The 20,280-nt window shown below is 64.3% G+C and carries 17 protein-coding genes; 5 read left to right on the top strand and 12 right to left on the bottom strand.

The annotated features are described in order from the left end of the window. Positions 1 to 70: 70 nt before the first annotated feature. Positions 71 to 982: a LysR family transcriptional regulator gene (locus ACXZ1M_RS19275; RefSeq protein WP_459049254.1), complete on the top strand. Its 912-nt coding sequence runs from the start codon at positions 71 to 73 to the stop codon at positions 980 to 982. Here ACXZ1M_RS19275 and ACXZ1M_RS19270 read toward each other — a convergent pair. Genes ACXZ1M_RS19270 through ACXZ1M_RS19260 form a run of 3 tightly spaced genes read right to left on the bottom strand, consistent with a single transcriptional unit; the run spans position 979 to position 4,500 of the window. Further along, on the bottom strand, positions 979 to 1,578 hold the full coding sequence (locus ACXZ1M_RS19270) for a PqiC family protein (RefSeq protein ID WP_459049253.1): 600 nt from the start codon (positions 1,576 to 1,578) through the stop codon (positions 979 to 981). The two genes, ACXZ1M_RS19275 and ACXZ1M_RS19270, sit on opposite strands and share 4 nt — an antisense overlap. Next, positions 1,575 to 3,233: a PqiB family protein gene (locus tag ACXZ1M_RS19265; RefSeq protein WP_459049252.1), complete on the bottom strand. Its 1,659-nt coding sequence runs from the start codon at positions 3,231 to 3,233 to the stop codon at positions 1,575 to 1,577. The genes ACXZ1M_RS19270 and ACXZ1M_RS19265 overlap by 4 nt, the downstream gene beginning before the upstream one ends. Continuing rightward, on the bottom strand, positions 3,226 to 4,500 hold the full coding sequence (locus ACXZ1M_RS19260; protein ID WP_459049251.1) for a paraquat-inducible protein A: 1,275 nt from the start codon (positions 4,498 to 4,500) through the stop codon (positions 3,226 to 3,228). The genes ACXZ1M_RS19265 and ACXZ1M_RS19260 overlap by 8 nt, the downstream gene beginning before the upstream one ends. A gap of 54 nt (positions 4,501 to 4,554) precedes the next feature. On the opposite strand from ACXZ1M_RS19260, the gene ACXZ1M_RS19255 reads away from it, so the two are divergent. After that, complete coding sequence (locus tag ACXZ1M_RS19255) at positions 4,555 to 5,286, top strand: hypothetical protein (RefSeq protein WP_459049250.1); 732 nt, start codon at positions 4,555 to 4,557, stop codon at positions 5,284 to 5,286. Here the strand turns inward: ACXZ1M_RS19255 and ACXZ1M_RS19250 are convergent. Genes ACXZ1M_RS19250 through ACXZ1M_RS19240 form a run of 3 tightly spaced genes read right to left on the bottom strand, consistent with a single transcriptional unit; the run spans position 5,273 to position 8,172 of the window. Next, complete coding sequence (locus ACXZ1M_RS19250) at positions 5,273 to 5,722, bottom strand: thioesterase family protein (RefSeq protein ID WP_459049249.1); 450 nt, start codon at positions 5,720 to 5,722, stop codon at positions 5,273 to 5,275. The genes ACXZ1M_RS19255 and ACXZ1M_RS19250 overlap by 14 nt on opposite strands. A 1-nt stretch (position 5,723) precedes the next feature. Then, positions 5,724 to 6,953 carry a M20/M25/M40 family metallo-hydrolase gene (locus ACXZ1M_RS19245; protein WP_459049248.1) on the bottom strand — a complete coding sequence of 410 codons (1,230 nt, stop codon included), beginning with the start codon at positions 6,951 to 6,953 and terminating at the stop codon, positions 5,724 to 5,726. 10 nt (positions 6,954 to 6,963) lie between these two features. Beyond that, positions 6,964 to 8,172 (bottom strand): urate hydroxylase PuuD, encoded by a 1,209-nt coding sequence (locus ACXZ1M_RS19240; RefSeq protein ID WP_459049247.1) that lies wholly within the window; start codon positions 8,170 to 8,172, stop codon positions 6,964 to 6,966. 118 nt (positions 8,173 to 8,290) lie between these two features. Between ACXZ1M_RS19240 and ACXZ1M_RS19235 the strand changes: the two genes are divergently transcribed. Continuing rightward, on the top strand, positions 8,291 to 9,229 hold the full coding sequence (locus tag ACXZ1M_RS19235) for a LysR substrate-binding domain-containing protein (protein WP_459049246.1): 939 nt from the start codon (positions 8,291 to 8,293) through the stop codon (positions 9,227 to 9,229). 72 nt (positions 9,230 to 9,301) lie between these two features. Continuing rightward, a complete protein-coding gene (locus tag ACXZ1M_RS19230; protein ID WP_459054045.1) occupies positions 9,302 to 11,050 on the top strand; it encodes an allantoate amidohydrolase in 1,749 nt (582 codons plus the stop codon). Here ACXZ1M_RS19230 and ACXZ1M_RS19225 read toward each other — a convergent pair. Continuing rightward, entirely contained in the window at positions 11,038 to 11,949 is a 912-nt protein-coding gene (locus ACXZ1M_RS19225; RefSeq protein ID WP_459049245.1) for an AraC family transcriptional regulator, read from the bottom strand. The two genes, ACXZ1M_RS19230 and ACXZ1M_RS19225, sit on opposite strands and share 13 nt — an antisense overlap. Positions 11,950 to 12,045: 96 nt before the next feature. On the opposite strand from ACXZ1M_RS19225, the gene ACXZ1M_RS19220 reads away from it, so the two are divergent. Continuing rightward, positions 12,046 to 12,942: an SDR family oxidoreductase gene (locus ACXZ1M_RS19220; RefSeq protein WP_459049244.1), complete on the top strand. Its 897-nt coding sequence runs from the start codon at positions 12,046 to 12,048 to the stop codon at positions 12,940 to 12,942. On the opposite strand, the gene ACXZ1M_RS19215 is transcribed toward ACXZ1M_RS19220, so the two are convergent. From ACXZ1M_RS19215 to ACXZ1M_RS19195, 5 genes are all read right to left on the bottom strand, one after another. Then, entirely contained in the window at positions 12,902 to 14,281 is a 1,380-nt protein-coding gene (locus ACXZ1M_RS19215; RefSeq protein WP_459049243.1) for a tetratricopeptide repeat protein, read from the bottom strand. The two genes, ACXZ1M_RS19220 and ACXZ1M_RS19215, sit on opposite strands and share 41 nt — an antisense overlap. After that, complete coding sequence (locus tag ACXZ1M_RS19210) at positions 14,274 to 15,941, bottom strand: putative bifunctional diguanylate cyclase/phosphodiesterase (RefSeq protein ID WP_459049242.1); 1,668 nt, start codon at positions 15,939 to 15,941, stop codon at positions 14,274 to 14,276. Before ACXZ1M_RS19210 ends, ACXZ1M_RS19215 begins: the two co-directional genes overlap by 8 nt. 83 nt (positions 15,942 to 16,024) lie before the next feature. Continuing rightward, on the bottom strand, positions 16,025 to 17,260 hold the full coding sequence (locus ACXZ1M_RS19205; RefSeq protein WP_459049241.1) for a Zn-dependent hydrolase: 1,236 nt from the start codon (positions 17,258 to 17,260) through the stop codon (positions 16,025 to 16,027). A 100-nt stretch (positions 17,261 to 17,360) separates the two neighbouring features. Further along, complete coding sequence (gene hydA / locus ACXZ1M_RS19200) at positions 17,361 to 18,755, bottom strand: dihydropyrimidinase (protein WP_459049240.1); 1,395 nt, start codon at positions 18,753 to 18,755, stop codon at positions 17,361 to 17,363. A gap of 10 nt (positions 18,756 to 18,765) precedes the next feature. Beyond that, a complete protein-coding gene (locus ACXZ1M_RS19195; protein ID WP_459049239.1) occupies positions 18,766 to 20,250 on the bottom strand; it encodes an NCS1 family nucleobase:cation symporter-1 in 1,485 nt (494 codons plus the stop codon). Between the last annotated feature and the right edge of the window lie 30 nt (positions 20,251 to 20,280).

The raw sequence follows: 20,280 nt of genomic DNA, 5'->3' as shown, positions 1-20,280 counted from the left end.
CAGACCCCTAGCTTAGCGCCTGGCCTATAATTCATCAAATGAATAGAATTAATTCACCCGGATAAGTATCGTGCATATATCAAAAGTCGATCTCAACCTGTTCATCGTGCTGGAGGCAATCTACGCCGAAGGCAGCATTACGCGCGCCAGCCTGAAAATGAACCTGACGCAGCCGGCCATCAGCCACGCGCTGAACCGCTTGCGGCAGCTGTTCGACGATCCGCTGTTCGAACGCCAGGGCCACGTGATGGTGCCGACGCCGCTGGCGCGTTCCATCATCGACCCGGTGCGGCGCGCGCTGCGCGGTTTCGAAGTCACGCTGACCGGCGCGGCGCGCTTCGACGCCGCCAGCAGCGAGCGCAGTTTCTCGCTGGCGGTGCGCGACGTGCTGGAAGCGAGCGTGCTGCCGCCGCTGATGGCGGGCATCGCGCGCGAAGCGCCGGCGGCCACCCTCAACACCCTGCAGGTAAGCCGGCGCGAACTGGAAAGCGAACTGGCGGCCGGCACGCTGGACGCAGCCATCGACGTGCTGCTGCCGCTATCGAACGACATCCGCCGCACGCAACTGGCGGGCGACAAGACGGTGGTGCTGGTACGGCGCGGCCACCCGCTGGTGAAAAAGAAAACCTGGGGGCTGGAGAATTACCTGGCGCTGGAGCACATTCAAACCAGCTCGCGCCGGCGCGGGCCGGGGCTGGAGGATGTGGAGCTGAGCAGGCAGGGGCTGCAGCGGCGCATCCGTTTGCGCTGCCAGCACTACTTCGCTGCGTGCCGGGTGGTGAGCGAGACGGATCTGGCCCTGACCATGCCGGAGCGCCTGGCGCGCATCGTCAACCAGCAGTTCAACAACCAGATTTTGCCGATCCCGCTGGAGATGCCGTCGCTGGACGTCTACCTGTACTGGCATGCCAATGTCGACGGCGACCCCGCCAACGTCTGGCTGCGCGGGCAGATTGGCGCAGCCATGCAGCAATCGCGTTAGCAATCCGGCTTGCCGCCAGCCGCCAGGCTGCGCACGGCCTTGGACATGTCCGCGCTGATGCGCGCCACGGCACGCCGATGGCCGGCCACCAGCTCGTCGTAGCCGGCACCCACCGTCTCCTGCGCCATGCTGCGGCAAGTGAGCACCTGCGTGGCGCCGACCAACCTCACGCTCCACACTGCGTCGATCAAGGCATACTGCCCCGGCGCCGATTCAAAGCGCTGCACATTGGTGCTGATGCGGTACACCGGCGCCTTCTCCGGCGTTGGCGTGCGGAACACGTCGATGGTTCCCAGCTCGCCCGATATCGCCAGCGACAACGCCTGCCCGATCTCCGCCGCCGGCTGCGCCACCCAGCGCTCCTGCTCCAGCAGATCCACCCGCCCCGCGCCGGTGGTCACCACCAGCTGGTTGCGCGCCACCTGCTGCGGCACCGTCACCGCCGGTACTTCGATGTAGTAGCCGGCCCGCGCAACCGGCGCGGCCGGCACGCCCATGCCGCTGCTCAAACTGTAGAAACGCTCCGGCGGCGCGCTGGCGCAGCCGGCCAGCACCAACACCGCAGCCACCGCAGCCTCACCTCCACGTCGCATCATTTCTGCTCTCCTTTTTTCTCCTGCTTGCCGCGTATCAGCGACTCGGGATGGCGCTCCAAATAATCCGAAACCGCATTCAGCGACTGCAAGGTTTGCGTCAACTGCTGCAAGGCTTCGCGCAGGTCCGACTGCACCGGCGAATCCTTCTGCAGCAGCTGGTCGGCCTCGCTAAAAGTCTTGCGGGCCGCAGCCAGGGTGTCCTTCATTTCCGGCACCACCTGCTTTTCGAGCTGCTTCATCAACACTTCCACGCTCTTCAGCGTATCGCGCAGGTTCTTGCCGATTTCCTCGAACGGCACCTTATCCAGCTTGCGCGCGATGCTCGATATCTGCGTCTGCAATTCGTCCAGGCTATTCGGCACCGTCGGCACCTCGGGCAGCTCCTGCGTAATGTCCATCTTGACCGCCGCCGCGTGCGGGAAGAAGTCCAGCGCCACGTACAGCTGCCCTGTCAGCAGATTCCCGGTGCGCAGTTGTCCGCGCAGGCCGCGCGCCACCAGCCGCTCCAGCAGCGCCGGACCGGCGTTGCGTTCCTGGTCGTTGGCGATGGTCTGCGCAAAACTGCGCCCCAGCCGCGCGGGATACATGTCCACCGTCACCGGCATGCGGAAGTTCTTCTTCACCGGATCGAACTCCACACCGACCGAGCGCACCTCGCCCATCACGATGCCGCGGAAATCCACCGGCGCACCTGGCGACAGGCCGCGCAGCGACTGGTCGAAATACAGCACCGTGGTAATCGGCACGCCGTCCGGCTCGCGCAGGGCGCTGGCCTGATCGGCCGCCAGCGGGAACTCGGTCCCCACCGGCGCCACGGCCAAAGGCTTCTGCCCGCTCACCGACTCGAACGCGATACCACCCACCAGCAGCGCCGCCAGCGATTGCGTATTGACCTTGAAGCCGCTGGAATCGAGCCGCACATCGACGCCGCTGGCATGCCACCAGCGCGTATTCTTCCCGACGTACTGGTCGTATGGCGCGCTGACGAACACCGTCATTTTCACGCCGCGCCCCTGCTCTTCGAGATCGAAAGCCGTCACCTGCCCCACCTGGATGCGGCGGTAGAAAATCGGCGAGCCCACATCGATGGAGCCCAGCGTGTCGCCATGCAGCGTATAAGTCGTGCCCTTCTCGTCGCGCGCCACCTGCGGGGGCTTTTCCAATCCCGCGAAATCGGTCTTGGTTTCTTCCGACTTGCCGGCGTCCACCCCGATGTAAGACCCGGACAGCAAGGTGTTCAGGCCCGATACGCCGCTGGCGCCGATGCGCGGCCGCACCACCCAGAAACGGGTGTCGGTCGCCGTGAAGCGCTTGGCTTCCTTGCTCATGTCGATGGTCACCAGCACCTTGGACAAATCCTTGGCCAGCGAAATCGAACGCACCAAACCGATATCGACATCCTTGTATTTAACCTTGGTCTTGCCCGGCTCCAGCCCGTCCGCGCTGCGGAAGCTGACCACCACCGTCGGTCCCTGGTCGAGCACCGACTTGACCACCAGGGTCAGGCCGATCAGCGCCGCCAGCAAGGGAATCAGCCACACCAGCGACGGCAGCCAGCGGCTGGCCTTCTCCACGTCCGGCTCGGACAACTGTGGCGATGGCGGCGACGTTGGCGACGGCAATGGCGACGGCGGGCCGCTCTCGTTTTCAGACATGCTTCTCTCCATGTGTATCGACAGGGTCCCAGATCAGGCGCGGATCGAACTGCATCGACGCGATCATGGTCAGCACCACCACCGCGCAAAACGCCAGCGCGCCGGGGCCGGCCGTGATCACCGCCAGCGACTGGAAGCGCACCAGCGCCACCGTCAGGGTAATGACAAAAATATCGAGCATCGACCAGCGGCCGACAAACTCCACGATGCGATACAACAGCGTGCGCTGCAAGGGCCGCCAGCGCGAGCGCCGCTGCGCGGTCCACGCCAGCAGGGCCAGCGCCGCCAGCTTCAGCACCGGCACCACGATGCTGGCGATGAAAATGATCACCGCCAGGGCGGGTGAACCGCTGGTCCAGAAGTAGACCACGCCGCTGATAATGGTGTCGTCCTCCTTGCCGAACAGCGAGTGGGTGTACATCACCGGCAGCAGGTTGGCCGGAATGTAGAGGATGGCGGCCGCCAGCAAGAAGGCCCAGGTGCGCCCTACGCTGTCCGGATGGCGACGATGCAGCTGCGCGCCGCAGCGGGCGCAATACTGGTGGCGCACCGTGTACTTCAAGGACTCCACCAACCCGCAGCTATGGCAGGCCAGCAGCGGCACGCCCTTGGCCAGCGCCGCGTAGTGAAAAGGTTTCTGCGCCACGCGGCCCTGCCCCCTTGCCGGCAAGTGCTCGCCGATATTCCACAGGATCTTGGGATCGAAGGACACCACGATGGCCAGCATCAGCGTCAGCGCGCCGAAAGCGTACAAGCCCGGTTGCACCACCACCTGGGCCAGGCTGGTCATCTTGACGATGGTGATCAGGATGCCGATCATCAGCACCTCGGTCATGCCCCAGCGCCGCGCCAGGCCGACCATGCGCAGCAGCTGATCGAAACCCGGCGGCCGCACGCCGCGCCGCAGCGACATCGTCACATACGTCAAGGACGCCAGTTCCACCGCCGGCAGCACCATGGTGAGCACGAACACCACCGCCGCCACCACCTGCATCTTTTCCATCCATAACACGCGGATCGCGCCTAGCAGCGTGGCGCTGGTGCTGTATCCGCCCACCTCCAGCTGCACGATGGGGAAGAACTGCGCAATCAGGAAAGTGATCACCGCAGCCAGGGTGATGGCGGCCATGCGGCTGGCGTCGGAGTGGATGCCGCGATACAGAACGGAGCGGCAACGCACGCAGCGCGCCTTCTCGCGCGGGCGCACCGGGCGGCGCTGGTGCAGCACGCCGCAGTCATGACAGCTGATTAGATCGTATCGATGCATGTCCATATAATACATCGGCTATCATAGAGCACGATTTCAATCCGGAGACAGCCCATGCCCCGCTGTTGGCCCGCCCTTCTGGCCATCGCCCTTACCCTGTCCGCGCCCAGCTCCGCATCGGCGCAAGGCCCGGACACGCTGATCTTCGGCACCACCCACGAATCCGACTCCGCCATCTACGGCTACGCCACCGAATACCTGCAGCAGCTGTGCGCGGAAATCCGTCAGCGCTGCCAGTTGCAAAGCCTGCCCGGACGGCGCAGCTCCGCCATGCTGGCCGACGGCAGCATCGCCGGCGAGATGGGCCGCGTGCTCGAATACGGTGAAAGCCATCCCGAATACAGGCGCGTGGAAGAGCCCTTCGTCAGCTCCCGCAGCCATGTCTTCACGCGCGCCGGCCAGCCGGACATCAATAGCTGGGAAGAGCTGGAACGCAATGCGCGCACGGTGAGCTACAAGCGCGGCATCTTCATTTATCAGCGCCGGCTGGAGGCGCTACGCCCGCAGCTACAGCCGCATGACGTGCAGTCCGTGCCGGCCTGCCTGCAAATGGTGCTCAACGGCCGCGACGAAGCCTGCCTGTTCGACGACGGCAGCCTGAGTAAAACGTCCAAGGCGCTGCTGCCGCAAGGACGCACCGGCAGGCAGCTCGATGAATTCAATCTGTATATCTACCTGGGAAAGGACCATGCCGCGCTGGCGCACGCCATGGCGGACGCCGGCCGGCGTCTGGCAGCACACGGCCTGAAGGCCCGGCTGCACCGAAAGTACTTTATTTCGCCTTGACGCTGGACGGCAGTTCCTGGAAGTCATCCGTCTTTTCCAGCACCTGCCAGGTGGCCATCAACGCCGGCGGCGGTGCGATCAACTTGCGCGCCCCCAGGTCCAGCCAACCGCCGGTGCTGTTCACGCGTGCGGCCAGCTTGCCGTCCGGACGGATGATGTCCGAACGCAGTATCCAGCGGCTGCCATCCTCCGCCAGCCCGGCCAGGCCGAGCGTCACGGTGATCTCTTCCAGCAGCAGCACTTCCTTGAAATAGGAAATCTCGTCCTTCATCACCACCGGGCCGATATTCAGGCGCATGAACTCACTCATAGGAAAGCCATGCTCCGACAGGAACAGCATGCGCACGTCGCCGGACTTGTCAAGGAAAGCCGTATTGCGCATATGGCTGTTGAAGTCCATATCGCCCCAACCGGCCATCAGCTTTTTAGAAAACATCTTACGCTCCAAGGAAATCGAATAAGGTGCATGCTACCACCTTGGTCGCCTTGCGCAGGTCTTCCAGATTGAGGCGCTCGTCGGCCTTCTTGGCGTTGGATTCCGGCACGGTGCGCGGGCCGGCGCCGTACAGCACCGCCGGGATGCCATGCTCGCCGTACAGGCGGGCGTCCGCGTACAACGGCGTGCCTTGCGCCGGGATCTTCTCGCCGATGAAGGTTTGCGCGTTCTGCTGCAGGCTGGCCACCAGCGTCTCCGTTCCCGGACGCTCGCGCAGCGCATGCGACAGCAGCAGGCGCTTGATCTCCAGCGTGATGCCGGGCACGCCCTGCACCGCGTTCTCGATCAGCGCGCGCACCTGCGCTTCCACCGCCACCGGATCTTCTTCCGGAATCATGCGGCGGTCCATCTTCAGCGTTACTTTGCCCGGCACCACATTGGTGTTGGTGCCGCCGTCGATGCGGCCCACCAGCATGGTCGGCGAATCGATGCCGGCGATCTTCGATTTGATCTTCTTCAGCTCCGGCAGCTCGCCGTAGACCGCGTTCAGGATGCGGGTGGCCGCCTGCAGCGCGTCATGGCCCGTTTCCGGCATGGCGCCGTGGCCGGACTTGCCGTGCACCGTAATCTCCAATTGCAAACAGGCGTTGTGCGCGGTGACGATGTTGTAGCTAAAGCCCGCCGCGATCACGTAATCGGGCTTGGTCAGCTTCTGCTCCAGCAGCCAGCCAGGTCCCAGCAGGCCGCCGAATTCCTCGTCGTAGGTGAAGTGCAGTTCCAGCCCGCCCTTGAGCGGCACGCCCAGCGCTTCCAGCGCGCGCACCGCGAAGATGTAGGTGGCGAAGTCGCACTTGGACACCGCCGCCGCGCGGCCGTAGATAAAGCCGTTCTCCACCACGCCGCCATACGGAGGATAAGTCCAGTTGTCACCCGGCGGCACCACGTCGCCGTGCGCGTTCAGCGCCACGGTCGGACCACCGGCCGCGTAAGGACGACGCACGATCAGGTTGGTGATGCTCTCCATGCCGTAGTCGCGCACTTCCTGCTGCGGCACCGCGTGCTTTTCAGCGGTCCAGCCATAGGCCTGCACCAGATCGGCCACCAGCTCCGCGTGCGGCGCGTTGTTGCCGGGCGGCGTGTCGGTCGGCACGCGCAGCAGTTGCTGCAGCACGCCGACTTCTTCATCAAAATGGGCGTCGATCCATTGCGCCAGTTGTTCCTTGTTGCTCATGTCAGCTCCTTCATTTTGCGCCGGACTCGTACCAGGCGGCGATCTGCGCGCGCTCGGCATCGGTCATATTGGTCAGGTTAGCCAGCGGCATGGCCTTGGTCTGCACCACCTGCTTGTAGATTTTTTCCGCGTTCTGATGGATCTCGGCGGCGGTGTCGAAGGCCACGCCCAGCGGCGCGGCGGCGAAGCCCGGCTGCGTAGGATGGGCCGCGTGGCACGCCAGGCAGCGCGTGTCGATCACCGCTTTGACCTTGGCGAATTCGGCGGCCGGATCGGCCGCAGGCGCGGACGCCACCGGTTTGGCCGGCGCAATCGCCACCGCCACGGCGGCCAGCAGCGCCACGCCGATGACCGGATAACGCCACTCGACCCGGCCTTTGTGGCGCAGGTTGAAGAAGTGACGGATGAAGACACCGGCCGCCATGATGAACGCCAGCACCAGCCATGCGCGCTCGTGGCGGTAGGTCATCGCGTAGTGGTTGCTGATCATGATGAACAGCACCGGCAGCGTGAAGTAATTATTGTGGACGCTGCGCTGCTTGGCCTTCTGGCCGTGCACCGGATCGGGCATGCGGCCGGCCGACATGGCTTCCACCATCTTGCGCTGGCCTGGAATAATCAGCATCAGCACATTACCGACCATGATGGTGCCGATCAGCGCACCGACGTGGATGTAGGCCGCGCGGCCGCTCAGCACATGCGTCAGGCCATATGCCGCGCCGACGATCAGCGCGAAGGTCACCACGCCGAACCACAGGTCATGCTTGCCCAGCGGGGAGCGGCACAACAAGTCATACACGGTCCAGCCGACCACCAGGGTGCCGATGCCGACGCCCACCGCCTGCAGGCTGGTGAGGTCCGCCACCGACTTATCGATCATCATGGCCTGCGCGTTGAAGTAGTAGGCGATGGTCAGCAGCGCGATGCCGGACAGCCAGGTGGAATACGCTTCCCACTTGAACCAGTGCAGATCCTTCGGCAGCTCGGCCGGCGCCACCAGATATTTTTGCGGATTATAAAAACCGCCGCCGTGCACCGCCCACAGCTCGCCCGACACGCCCTTCTTCGCCAGCTCCGATCCCGGCGCCGGCGGACGGATCGAATTGTCCAGCCAGACGAAGTAGAACGAGGCGCCTATCCAGGCGATGCCGGTGATGATATGCAGCCAGCGCACCAGGAGATTCAGCCACTCAAGGCCGTAGGGGATCAGGTATTCCATGTATTTTTATCGGGTCAAAGATGTGGCTAATTTACAGAAGATAAACGGATTTGATTCCTGCTACATGAACAATGGAGTATATTAGACATATCCGATTCCGTATAAACCGATTGCACCCATGTCCGCTTTGCCGCAACACCTGGACCTTCACCTGATCCGCATCCTCTACCTGCTGCTGGTCGAGAAAAACGTCTCCCGCGTCGCCCTCAAGCTGAATCAGCCGCAGCCCTCGATCTCCGCTTCGCTGCGCAAACTGCGCGAACTGACCGGCGATCCGCTTTTGGTGCGCGGCGCGCGCGGCATGGTGCCGACCCAGCACGGCGAAAGCCTGCTTGCACCAGCAAAGCGCATTCTGGACGAAACCGAGAACCTGTTCCTCAAGAAGGCACCTTTCGTGCCACAGGAGGAAGCGCGCACCTTCCACGTGGCCGCGCCGGATTATCTGGACAGCCAGTTCCTGCCCAATCTGGTGGCGCTGCTGCGGCGCGGCTCGCCCAACAGCCGCGTCAAGATCCACGGCCTGGGACCGGGCGTGGACTACGTGCGCCTGCTGTCGGACGGCGACATGGACCTGGTCATCGCCAACTGGGACGAGCCGCCCGAGCACCTGCACATGTCCAAGCTGTTCGAAGACCCGATCATCTGCGTGATGCGCGCCGACTGTCCATATGCGCTGCGCACCGCCAGCGACAAGATGACCATGGACGACTACCTGTCCCTGCCGCACGTGGCGCCGACACAGATCCTGCCCGGCTACCACGGCGTCATCGACGACTACCTCGAACGCCAGGGCCTGCAACGCAACGTGATGGTGGAATCGGCCTACTTCGGCCTGATCCCGCACATGCTGGCGCAGACCGACTTGGTGCTGACCACCGGCAGCCAGTTCGTGCGCCACTACGAAAAGCTGATGCCGCTGAAGACCTACGCCGTGCCGGTGAAATTCCCGGCCATGCGCTTCTACCAGCTGTGGCACGAGCGCGTGCACCAGGCGCCAGAACACAAGTGGCTGCGCGAACAGGTGACCACGGCGGCCAAGGCGCTGTCGCAGAAGTAAGCGCAGTCATATAAACCTTAGGCCATACTGCATATATTGCGGCGACGCCCGCGCGTTATGATGGACGCTATGATGACGACACTCTCCGACCTGAATAGCTGCGACACCGCCACCTTCGTTGAACGCCTGCGCGGCATCTACGAGCATTCGCCGTGGATCCCAGAACGCGCCGCCGCCCAGCGGCCCTTCGCCAACGACACCGCCCTCAAGCTGGCCTTGCAGTCGGTGGTCAGCGCCGCCACGCTCGATGAACAACTGGGCCTGATCCGCGCCCACCCCGAACTGGCAGGCAAGGCCGCCGTCGCCGGCGAGCTGACGGCGGAATCGACCAGCGAGCAAGCCAAGTCCGGCCTGCACCTGTGCAGCGCCGAGGAATTCGCCACGCTGCACCAGCTGAACGCGGACTACAACGCCAAATTCGGCTTTCCCTTCATCCTGGCCGTCAAAGGCCCGACCGGACAAGGGCTCACGCGCCAGAGCGTCATCGCCACCTTCACGCGCCGCCTGAAAAACCAGCGCGCCGATGAAATCGCCGAATGCCTCCGCCAGATCAAGCGCATCGCCGAGATCCGCTTGAACGACCTGCTATCCGTGCAGCTGGACTTCGGTCCGGTCATCATGGACTGGTGCGAGACCATCGGCGCGTGGAGCGACGACGAATCTGGCCTGACCTGCGCCTACATGACGCCGGCCCACCGCCAGACCGCCGCGCAGATCCTGGACTGGATGCGCGACGCCGGCATGGAAGCCCACATCGACGCGGTCGGCAACGTCACCGGTGTCTACCGCTCCGACTCGCCCAACGCCAAAACATTGATGACCGGCTCGCACTACGATACCGTGCGCAATGGCGGCAAATACGACGGCCGCCTCGGCATCCTGCTGCCGATCGCCATCGTGCGCCACCTGCACCAGCGCGGCGAAAAGCTGCCGTTCCACTTCGAGATCGTCGGCTTTGCGGAAGAAGAAGGCGTGCGCTTCAAAAGCACCTTCCTTGGCAGCACGGCCATCACCGGCCGCTTCGACCTGTCGCTGCTGGACCAGACCGACGCCGACGGCGTGACCATGCGTGATGCCCTGCTGGCCGCCGGCCACGACGTGGCGCGCATCCCCGCCATCGCGCGCGATCCGGCCGACCTGCTGGGCTTCGTGGAAGTCCATATCGAACAAGGCCCGGTGCTGCTGGAGCACGACCTGGCGCTGGGCGTGGTGACGGCGATTGCCGGCAGCTCGCGCTACCTGGTCGACCTCACCGGCCTGGCCAGCCACGCCGGCACCACCCCGATGACGATGCGCAAGGACGCCGCAGCGGCAGCGGCGGAAATCGTGCTGCTGGTGGAGCAGCGCTGCGCTCAGGCTGAATCGCTGGTAGGCACGGTCGGGCAGTTGCAAGTGCCTGGCGGTTCGGTCAATGTGATTCCCGGCGCCTGCAAGCTCTCGCTCGACATCCGCGCCGCCGACGATGCGGTGCGCCTGGCTGCGGTGAAGGATGTATTGGATGGCATCGCCGCGATCTGCGCGCGCCGCCAGGTTGAATACGCGCTACAGCCTATCGTCAACGCCAGTGCTGCGCCGTGCGCACCGCGCCTGATGAAACAGTTCGGCGACGCCATCGAACGCGCAGGCCTGCCGCGCTTCGACCTGCTGTCGGGCGCCGGCCACGACGCCATGGCGATGGCGGCCATCACCGACGTCGCCATGCTGTTTACGCGCTGCGGCAACGGCGGCATCAGCCACAACCCACTGGAGACCATGACCGCCGACGACGCCGACATCGCCGCCCGCGTGCTGCTGGACTTCCTGCGCGCTTACAAAGCCTGACCGCGCACGTACTGGCGTGGCGAGCAGCCCATCACGCGCTTGAAAGCGGTGCTGAAGGCGCTGTCCGATTCATAGCCCAGCGCTTGCGAGATCACGGACACCGGCTGGCTGGTATGCACCAGCCGGTCGCCGGCCAGCAGCATGCGCCAGCGCGTCAGGTACTCCATCGGCGAAGCGCCCACGGTCTGCTTGAACTTCAGCGCCAGTGTGGACCGCGACATGCCGACATGCTGGGCCAGCATCTCCAGAGTCCAGCGCTGCGCCGGTTCCGCATGCAGCGCGCCTATCGCAGTACCGATCTGCGGATCGGACAAGGCATACAGCCAGCCCACGCCACGGCTCTCTTCCTCCGACAGCACCAGCCGCAAAGCCAGCACCAGCATCATGTGCGCCATGTGCTGCGCGATCAGCGCATGACCGGGCCGCTGCTCACGCAATTCCATCGATAACCGCTGCAAGGACCAGCGCAGCGCTTCGCGGTCCGCATCCTTGTGGATATGTGCAATGGGCGGCAAGGCTTCCAGCAACACGCCGGTATGCTTGCCGCTGAATACAAAGTGGCCACCGACGATCATGCATTCGCCGCCGTCGTTGATGATGCCGATGCCACCAACGCGACGCCTGCGCAACAGGTCCAGGGCCTCCACCGGCGGCAGGGACAGGTCGCTGGCGATGCGGAATGCGCGTCCGCGCGGCAGCAGAAAACAATCGCCGGTTTTTAGCAGGACCGGCTCGTCCACGTCCTCCACCGCCAGCCAACACTGGCCTTTCACCACCGCGTAACACTTGATGCCTTCGGGCCGATGGAACTGCAAGGCCCAGTCGCCGCTGGCGTCGAAGCCGCCGGCCACGTAGCTGCGCGGCTTGAGCAGGGAAAGTACGTCGGAGAGTGGATCCATGATTTTCGGACGATCGCGAAGAAAATACGGATTCTATAGCATGGATCGTCCGGCTTGCATTGCCTATCATGGCGTCATCTAATCAAGGAGATGAATATGCGAGTATTCGTAACGGGAGCCACTGGTTGGGTGGGCTCCGCCATCATTCAGGAACTGCTGGGCGCGGGCCATGAGGTGCTGGGACTGGCGCGCAGCGACGCCGGGGCAGCGCTGCTGGCCAGCCGTGGCATAGCGGTGCAGCGCGGCGAACTGTCGGTCCTGGACACACTGGCTGCCGGCGCGCGCGCCTGCGACGGCGTGATTCACACCGCCTTCATCCACGACTTCAAAGACGTCAACGCCGCCGGCGAAACCGACCGCCGCGCGATCGAGGCCATGGGCGACGTGTTGGCCGGCAGCGGCAAACCGCTCATCACCACATCCGGCATCCCGCTGCTGCACCACGGTCGCACAGCCACCGAAAACGATGCGGCCGATCCCACCGGTCCCGCCGGACACCGCAACGCTTCCGACGTGCTGACGGTGGCGCTGGCGGAACGCGGCGTGCGCTCGATGCTGATGCGCCTGTCGCGCTCAGTCCACGGCGAAGGCGACTACGGCTTCGTGCCGCGCCTGATCGCCATCGCGCGCGACAAGGGCGTATCGGCGTATATCGTCGATGGCCAGAGCCGCTGGCCTGCCGTGCATCGCTTCGACGCCGCGCGCTTGTATCGCATGGCGCTGGAACATGGCGTGGCTGGCGCGCGCTATCACGCGATAGCCGACGAAAGTGTGCCGACGCGCGACATCGCTGCGGCCATCGCCAAGGGACTGAAGCTGCCGCTGGTGAGCATTTCGGCGGAGGAAGCGCCAGCGCACTTCGGCTTCCTGGCGCGCTTTTTCGGCGCGGACTGCCCGTCGTCCGCAGCGCAAACGCGCGAGCAATTGAACTGGCAGCCGCAGGAGCCGGGGCTTATCGCTGATCTGGCGCAGTTACACTACTTCCAAGATTGACCAACGCCGCCGCAACCTCGGCGATCACCGACGCCCAGCCGCCGCCGCGCGGCTGGCGGAACAGGCGCATGGATGGATACCATGGCGTGTCGTCGCGCTCCGTCATCCAGCGCCAGTCGCAGCGATAGTCAGGCAGCAGCAGCCAGCATGGCTTGCCCATTGCGCCGGCCAGATGCGCCACCGCCGAGTCGATGCTGATCACCAGATCGAGATTGGCGATCACGGCCGCCGTGTCGGCGAAATCACCAAGCTGCGGACCGAGCGGAAGCAACGTCATGCCCGCCGGCGGCGCCAACGCCTCCGCCTCGCCGCTGCCTTTTTGCAGGCTGACGAAATGCGCTGCGGCCGCAACACCGAGCGGCGCAAGCGTCATCAGCGAGGGCAGCGAGCGGTCCGCGTCATTCTCGAAATTGGGATTGCCGCGCCACGCCAGGCCAACGCGCAAGCCCTGCTGCGGTAGCAGCGCGCGCCAATGCGCCACCAACTCCGGCTGCGCATGAAGATACGGCACGGCGGCTGGAATGCTGGTCAACTCCGTGCCGAACAATCCCTGCAAGCGCATGGGCCGCGTCCAATAATCCCATCCATCCGCCGGCACATCGTCCGGCGCATACACATGATCCACTCCAGCCAGCGTAGCAAGCAGCCGCCGCAAATCCGGATGGCACACCACATCCACCCGCGCCGCGCCGCGCGCCTTGAGCATGGATGCATAACGGCAGAAGTGAATCATATCGCCATGCCCCGCCTCCAGCCCGATCACGATGGACTTGCCCCCCAGCGCCTCTCCCTGCCAGAACGGACAATCGAACGACAAGGGAAAGCGCTCGAACTCCCAGCGCGCCTCCAGCATGCGCCAGCCCTCTTCGAAACGTCCCTGCCGCAGCAGCACATACGCCAGATTGAAGCGCGCCCGCGCATGCTCCGGCTCCAGCGACAACGCCCGCCGATAACAAACCTCGCCTTCAGGCTCGCGATGCGTGAACACCAGCAGCACGCCAAGCTGGCTCCACCCCGACGCTCCCTCCGGCGCCAACGCCACCGCCGCGCGCATCGCGATTTCCGACTCGGCGAAACGCTTTTCCTTCAACAGCAGCGCACCCAGATTCTGCTGCAGCTGCGCGTGATCAGGCATCAAGGCGATCGCCTGCCGATAGTGAAACTCCGCCTCCGCCGCCGCGCCCTGCAGCTCCTTCAGATAGCCCAGATTCGCCCGCGCTGCCGCATGCCACGGCTGCAAGGCCAGCGCCTGCAGATACGCCTCCTCCGCAGCGGCAAAGTCGCCGGCCGCCATCAGGTGGTTCGCATCGAGATAAGCCTGCTGGGGATCGCTATGCATCGCGTGAAAAAAAGGCCGCCAGCGCATGCTCCGGCAACGGCTTGCTGAACAAATAGCCTTGATAATAATGGCAGCCCTCGGCCCTGACGAACGCCAGCTGCTCCGGCGTCTCAACGCCCTCCGCCAACACCGTCATCTCCATCGCCCGGCCCAGCGCCACGATCATGCGCACGATGGCGGCGCCATGGCCCTCCTTCAACGCGCCCCAGATAAACGAGCGGTCTATCTTCAGCTGCGACAAGGGCAGCCGGTGCAGGTACGCCAGCGACGAGTAGCCGGTGCCGAAATCGTCCAGCGAAAAACCCACGCCGACATCGCGCAGGCGCTGCATCTTCACGGCGGTGCTTTCCACTTCGGTGAGCAGTACGCTTTCCGTCAACTCCAGCCGCAGCAACTGCGGCCGCGCACCGGTCTGCGCCAGCACCTCCAGCACCTGCTCGACAAAATCGGGACGATGAAACTGCACGGTGCTGACGTTGACCGACATCTCCAACGCGCTGGTGGACGCATCGCCCGCCCACCGCGCCAGCAAACGGCAAGCCTCCGCCAGCACCCAGCGTCCCAAGGGCAGGATCATATTGGTCTCTTCCGCCACCGGAATGAACTCCCCCGGCGCCACCAGGCCGCGCTGCGGATGACGCCAGCGCACCAGCGCCTCCACCCCTGCCAGCTTGCCGTCCACCGCCGCCAGCGGCTGGTAGTGCAGTTCGAACTCCTCGTTGACCAGCGCACGCCGCAAGTCCGCTTCCAGCAGCGCGCGCGCCGACACGCGCGCCTGCATGGCCGGATCGAAGAACGAGAAGTTGTTGCGGCCGGCGGCCTTGGCCTGGTACATCGCCAGGTCGGCGCGCTTCAGGATCTCATCCACGCCGGCCGATTCGCGGCCGAACAGCGCCACGCCGATGCTGGGCGTGCTGTAATGCTCAACGCCGTCGACTTCGAACGGCGCGCGAAACGCCTGCAGCAAATGGGTAGCCGTGGCCCGCGCGCTGTCCGTCGCGCTCACGCCCAGCTCCTCCATCAGCACCACGAATTCGTCGCCGCCAAAACGCGCCACCGTGTCGCAACTGCGCACGGTGTCGTTCAGCCGGTCGGCCACTAATTGCAGCAGCCGGTCGCCCTTGTCGTGGCCGCGCGTGTCGTTGATGCTCTTGAAGTTATCCAGGTCGATGAACAGCACCGCGCCGCCCTGCCCTTGCGTCAACGCCTGTTCGATCCGGTCCAGCAGCAGCTGGCGGTTCGGCAGCCCGGTCAACTTGTCGTAGAAAGCCAGGCGCTTGATTTCCGCCTCGATGGCCTTGCGCTCGCTGACGTCGCGGAAGTAGATGGTGAGCCCCTCCTCCGAGGGATAGGCGCGGATCTCGGTCCACAGATCGAGCGGCGCGTAATGCTCCTCGAACGTCACCGGCATATTGGTTTCCACCGCCTGGTGATAGGCGCGGTGGTAGGGACCACCGACCGCCTCCGGGAACACCTCCCACACACTACGGCCAACCACATCGCCGCGAATCACCTGCAGCAGGCGCTCGGCATTGCCGTTCATGTAGCGGATTTCCCAGCCATGGCCCAGCATCAGGACGGCATCCGAAATACTTTCGAGGGTGGCGGTCAGGCAGGCCGCGTGCAGCGCTTCGGTATGAGGAGCTTGTGGTGCTTGCATGATAAAAGCGGCCGGCGCGGCGCCTGCGTTCTGATCTGGATAAGCAGTATGCGCTCCGGCCGCTTTGCGGTCAAACTACATCATTAAACCACCCCCGCGCGCTCCAGCATCGCGTGCAGCAGCACGTTGCAGCCGGCTTCCAGATGCTCGGCCTTGGCGTCCTCGATTTCATTGTGGCTGATGCCATCCTTGCACGGCACGAAAATCATGCCGGCCGGCGCCAGGCGCGCGGCGTAGATGGCGTCGTGGCCGGCGCCGGACACCACGTCCATGGTCGAGTATCCGAGTTTGGCGGTGGCGTTGCGCACCGCGTCCACGCACTCGGGATGGAACGGGCATGGCGGATAGTAGGACACGCGCTCCAGCGAAATCTTCAAGCCGCTTTCGCTGCGGGTCTTGTCGATAAAGGCCAGCATCTCTTCGTGCATGGTGTTGAGCAGTTCATCGTTCACGTTGCGCAGGTCGATGCTGAATTTGACTTCGCCCGGAATCACGTTGCGGCTGTTCGGGAACACCTGCACCATGCCCACCGTGCCGCGACCATACGGCGGATAGCGGTTGGCGATGGCCACCACTTCCTGCATGATGCGGGTGGAGACCTGCAGCGCATCCTTGCGCAGGCCCATGGGCGTTGGCCCGGCGTGCGCCTCCATGCCGGTCACCACGCAGTCGTACCACGACAGTCCCATCACGGCCGGCACCACGCCGATCACCTTGTCGGCGTCTTCCAGCACCGGGCCTTGTTCGATATGCGTTTCGAAATAGGCGCCGATGGGATGGTCGCCCGGCACCTGCGGGCCTTTGTAGCCGATGCGCTCCAATTCATCGCCGACGGTTTTGCCGTCGACATCCTTGGCCGCATACGCGGTCTCCAGCGAGAACGCGCCGCAGAACACGCCGGAGCCCATCATCACCGGCACGAAGCGCGAGCCTTCCTCGTTGGTCCAGAAAGCCACTTCGATCGGCGCTTCGGTCTTGATGTTCAAATCGTTCAGCGTGCGCACCACTTCCAGGCCGGCCAGCACGCCGTAGTTGCCATCGAATTTGCCGCCGGTCGGCTGGGTGTCGATATGGCTGCCGGTCATCACCGGCGGCAGCGCGTTGTTGGTGCCATCGCGGCGCATGAAGACGTTGCCGATCTGGTCGATGGTGATCGACATGCCGGCCTCCCTGCCCCAGCCGACCACCAGGTCACGCCCTTGCTTATCCAGGTCGGTCAGGGCCAGGCGCTTGACGCCGCCCTTTTCCGTCGCGCCGATTTTCGCCAGTTCCATCAAAGCCGCCCATAGGCGGTCGCCGTTGATGCGCGTATTGCTCATGCCTCTTCTCCTTTACCTCCCGTCATTCCCGCGCACGCGGGAATCCATAGGTCGTGTGATTGTTCGCTCAGCATGGATTCCCGCTTGCGCGGGAATGACCTTAGCGCGCCGACGTCGCTTTGAACGCCGGGCGATTGATATATCGGCCGGCACCCTCCACCGCCATCAGCACGCCGCGATGGAACACGACATTGCCTGCGGCGAGCGTGGTGCTCGGGTTGCCGCGCACCACGCGGCCTTCAAAGACATTGAAACCGCCCTTGGCGAACTGCGTCAACGAGGAGATGGTACGCGTGGCTTCCGGATCCCACACCACCACGTCCGCATCCGCGCCCGGCGCGATCACACCCTTGCGCGGATAGATGTTGAAGATCTGCGCCGCATTGGTGGACGTCACCTTAACGAACTCCGATGGCGTCAGCAGGCCGCTGTTCACGCCCGCATCCCAGATCACCGACATGCGGTCCTCAACGCCGCCGCAGCCGTTCGGAATCTTGGTGAAGTCGTCCTTGCCGGCCGCCTTCTGCTCGGCGCAGAAGGTACAGTGGTCGGTAGCGGTGGTGTGCAGGTTCCCGCCGCGCAGCCCTTGCCACAAGGCCTTCTGATGGTGCTTGCTGCGGAACGGAGGACTCATCACATGGCCCGCCGCGAATTCAAGGTCGTCGCTCTGGTACACGCTGTCGTCGATCACCAGATGGCCGGCCAGCGCCTCGCCATACACGCGCTGCCCATGCGCGCGTGCGCGGCTGATGGCCTCCAGCGACTCTTCGCAGGACACGTGCACGATGTACACCGGCGTATTCATGACATTGGCGATCGCAATCGCCCGGTTGGCCGCTTCCGCTTCCACCTCGGGAGGCCGCGACAGCGGATGGGAACTCGGCCCGGTCAGGCCGCGCTTGAGCAAATCCTGCTGCAGCTGATAAACCAGTTCGCCGTTCTCCGCATGCACGGTAGGCATCGCGCCCAGCTCCAGGCAGCGGCGGAAGCTCTTCACCAGCGTTTCATCGTCGGCCATGATGGCGTTCTTGTACGCCATGAAGTGCTTGAAGCTGTTGACGCCATGATCCCGGACCAGCGTCTCCATATCGCGGTGCACGCTGTCGTCCCACCAGGTGATCGCCACATGGAAGGTGTAATCGCCGGCCGACTTCTTGGCCCACTCGCGCCACTGCGCATATGCTTCGATCAGGTTCTGCTTCGGTGCGGGAATCACGAAATCGATGATGGTGGTGGTGCCGCCGGCCAGTCCGGCGGCGGTGCCGGTGTAGAAGTCGTCCTGCGTCACCGTGCCCATGAAGGGCAGGTTCATATGCGTGTGCGGATCTATCCCGCCTGGAATGACGTACTGGCCGCCGGCGTCGATCACCTTGGCGCCGGCCGGCACCGCCAGATTCTCGCCAACGGCGACGATCTTGTCGCCGTCGCACAGCACATCGGCGCGGAAGGCGCGGTCGGCGTTGACCACCGTGCCGCCACGGATGATAGTTTTCATAAGCGTCTCCTTAGGGATGAGCCGGCGCGCGCATGGCGGGCGCCGTCTTCCCTTTCATCATAACCCCGTACACCGCGGCCGAAATGGCGATGCCGACGAACCAGGCGTAGGTATAAATCGTTTTAAACGTTTCCGACACATCCGGGAAGGAGGCCGGGAACGCCGCGTTGAGGAAACCGGGAATATTCGGCAGCACGCCGATCACGAAGGCCACCAGCGCCGCCATATTCCAGCCCTTGCCATACGAGTACTGGCCGTCTTCGCGATACAGCTCGGCGACGTTCAGTTCCGTTTTGCGCACCATGTAGTAGTCGATGATCAGGATGCCGGCGATGGGGCCGAGCAGCGCAGAATAGCCGATCAGCCAGGTGAAGACATAGCCCTGCGTGGACTCCAGTATCTTCCAGGGCATCATCAGGATCGCGATGCCCGCCGTGATATAGCCGCCGGTCTTGTAGGTGATCTTGTTCGGCGCCAGCGCCGAGAAGTCGTAGGCCGGGCCGACCAGGTTGGCGGCCAGGTTGACCGATACCGTATCGATCAGCAGGATCAACAGCGCCACCAGCACCGCCACGCCGGTCATGCGGCTAGATAGTTCGACCGGGTCCCAGATCGCCTTGCCGTACAAGACCACCGTGGCCGACGTCACGATCACCGCCATCGCCGCCAGCAGTCCCATGGGAAGCGGCAAGCCGACCGTCTGGCCGATCACCTGGTCACGTTGGGTCTTGGCGAAGCGGGTGAAGTCGGGAATGTTCAAGGCCAGCGTGGCCCAGAAGCCCACCATGGCCGTCAGCGATGGCCAGAACACGGACCAGAACTGGCCGGCCTTCTTGCCGCCTTCGACAAACTGCGACGGCGCCGACAGCAGCTCGCCGAAGCCGCCGGCCTTGCTGTGCACCCAGCCAAGCAGCACGAAGCAGATGGCGATCTTGAGCGGCGCGGTATAGGTCTCCAGCTTGCGGATCGCATCCATGCCGTGCACGATGTAGTAGAACTGGATGGCCCAGAACGCGAGGAAGCAAAGCAGCTGCGCGCCGTTGATGCCAAGGCCGGCGATCTTGTCGCCGCCGATCTCGCCGCCCATCATCACGCCCAGCAGGGTGTAGATCATGGAGCCGCCGAACCAGGTCTGGATGCCGTACCAGCCGCAGGCGACGATGGCGCGCATCAGCGCCGGCAGCCGCGCGCCGGAAGTACCGAAGGAAGCGCGCGCCAGCACCGCATACGGAATGCCGTACTTGGTGCCGGCGTGACCGATCAGCAGCATCGGCAGCAGCACGATGGCGTTGGCAAGGAACACCGTCAGCACCGCCTGGTAACCCGACATGCCGCCCTCGATCAAACTGGCGGACAAGGTGTACGCCGGAATGCACATCACCATGCCGACCCACAGCGCGGAGAAGTGATACCAGCGCCACGTACGCTGCGCCGCCGTCGTCGGCGCAAGGTCTTCGTTCCAGAGTTGCGTGCTGCCGGATGGTTCTATGCTCAAGGCGTTCTCCACAAAGGTTGATTTATGCTT

The sequence above is a fragment of the Duganella paludis genome, assembly GCF_054461335.1.
Note: the sequence above shows the minus strand (reverse complement) of the source record. Positions and strands in the feature narration are given on the sequence as shown.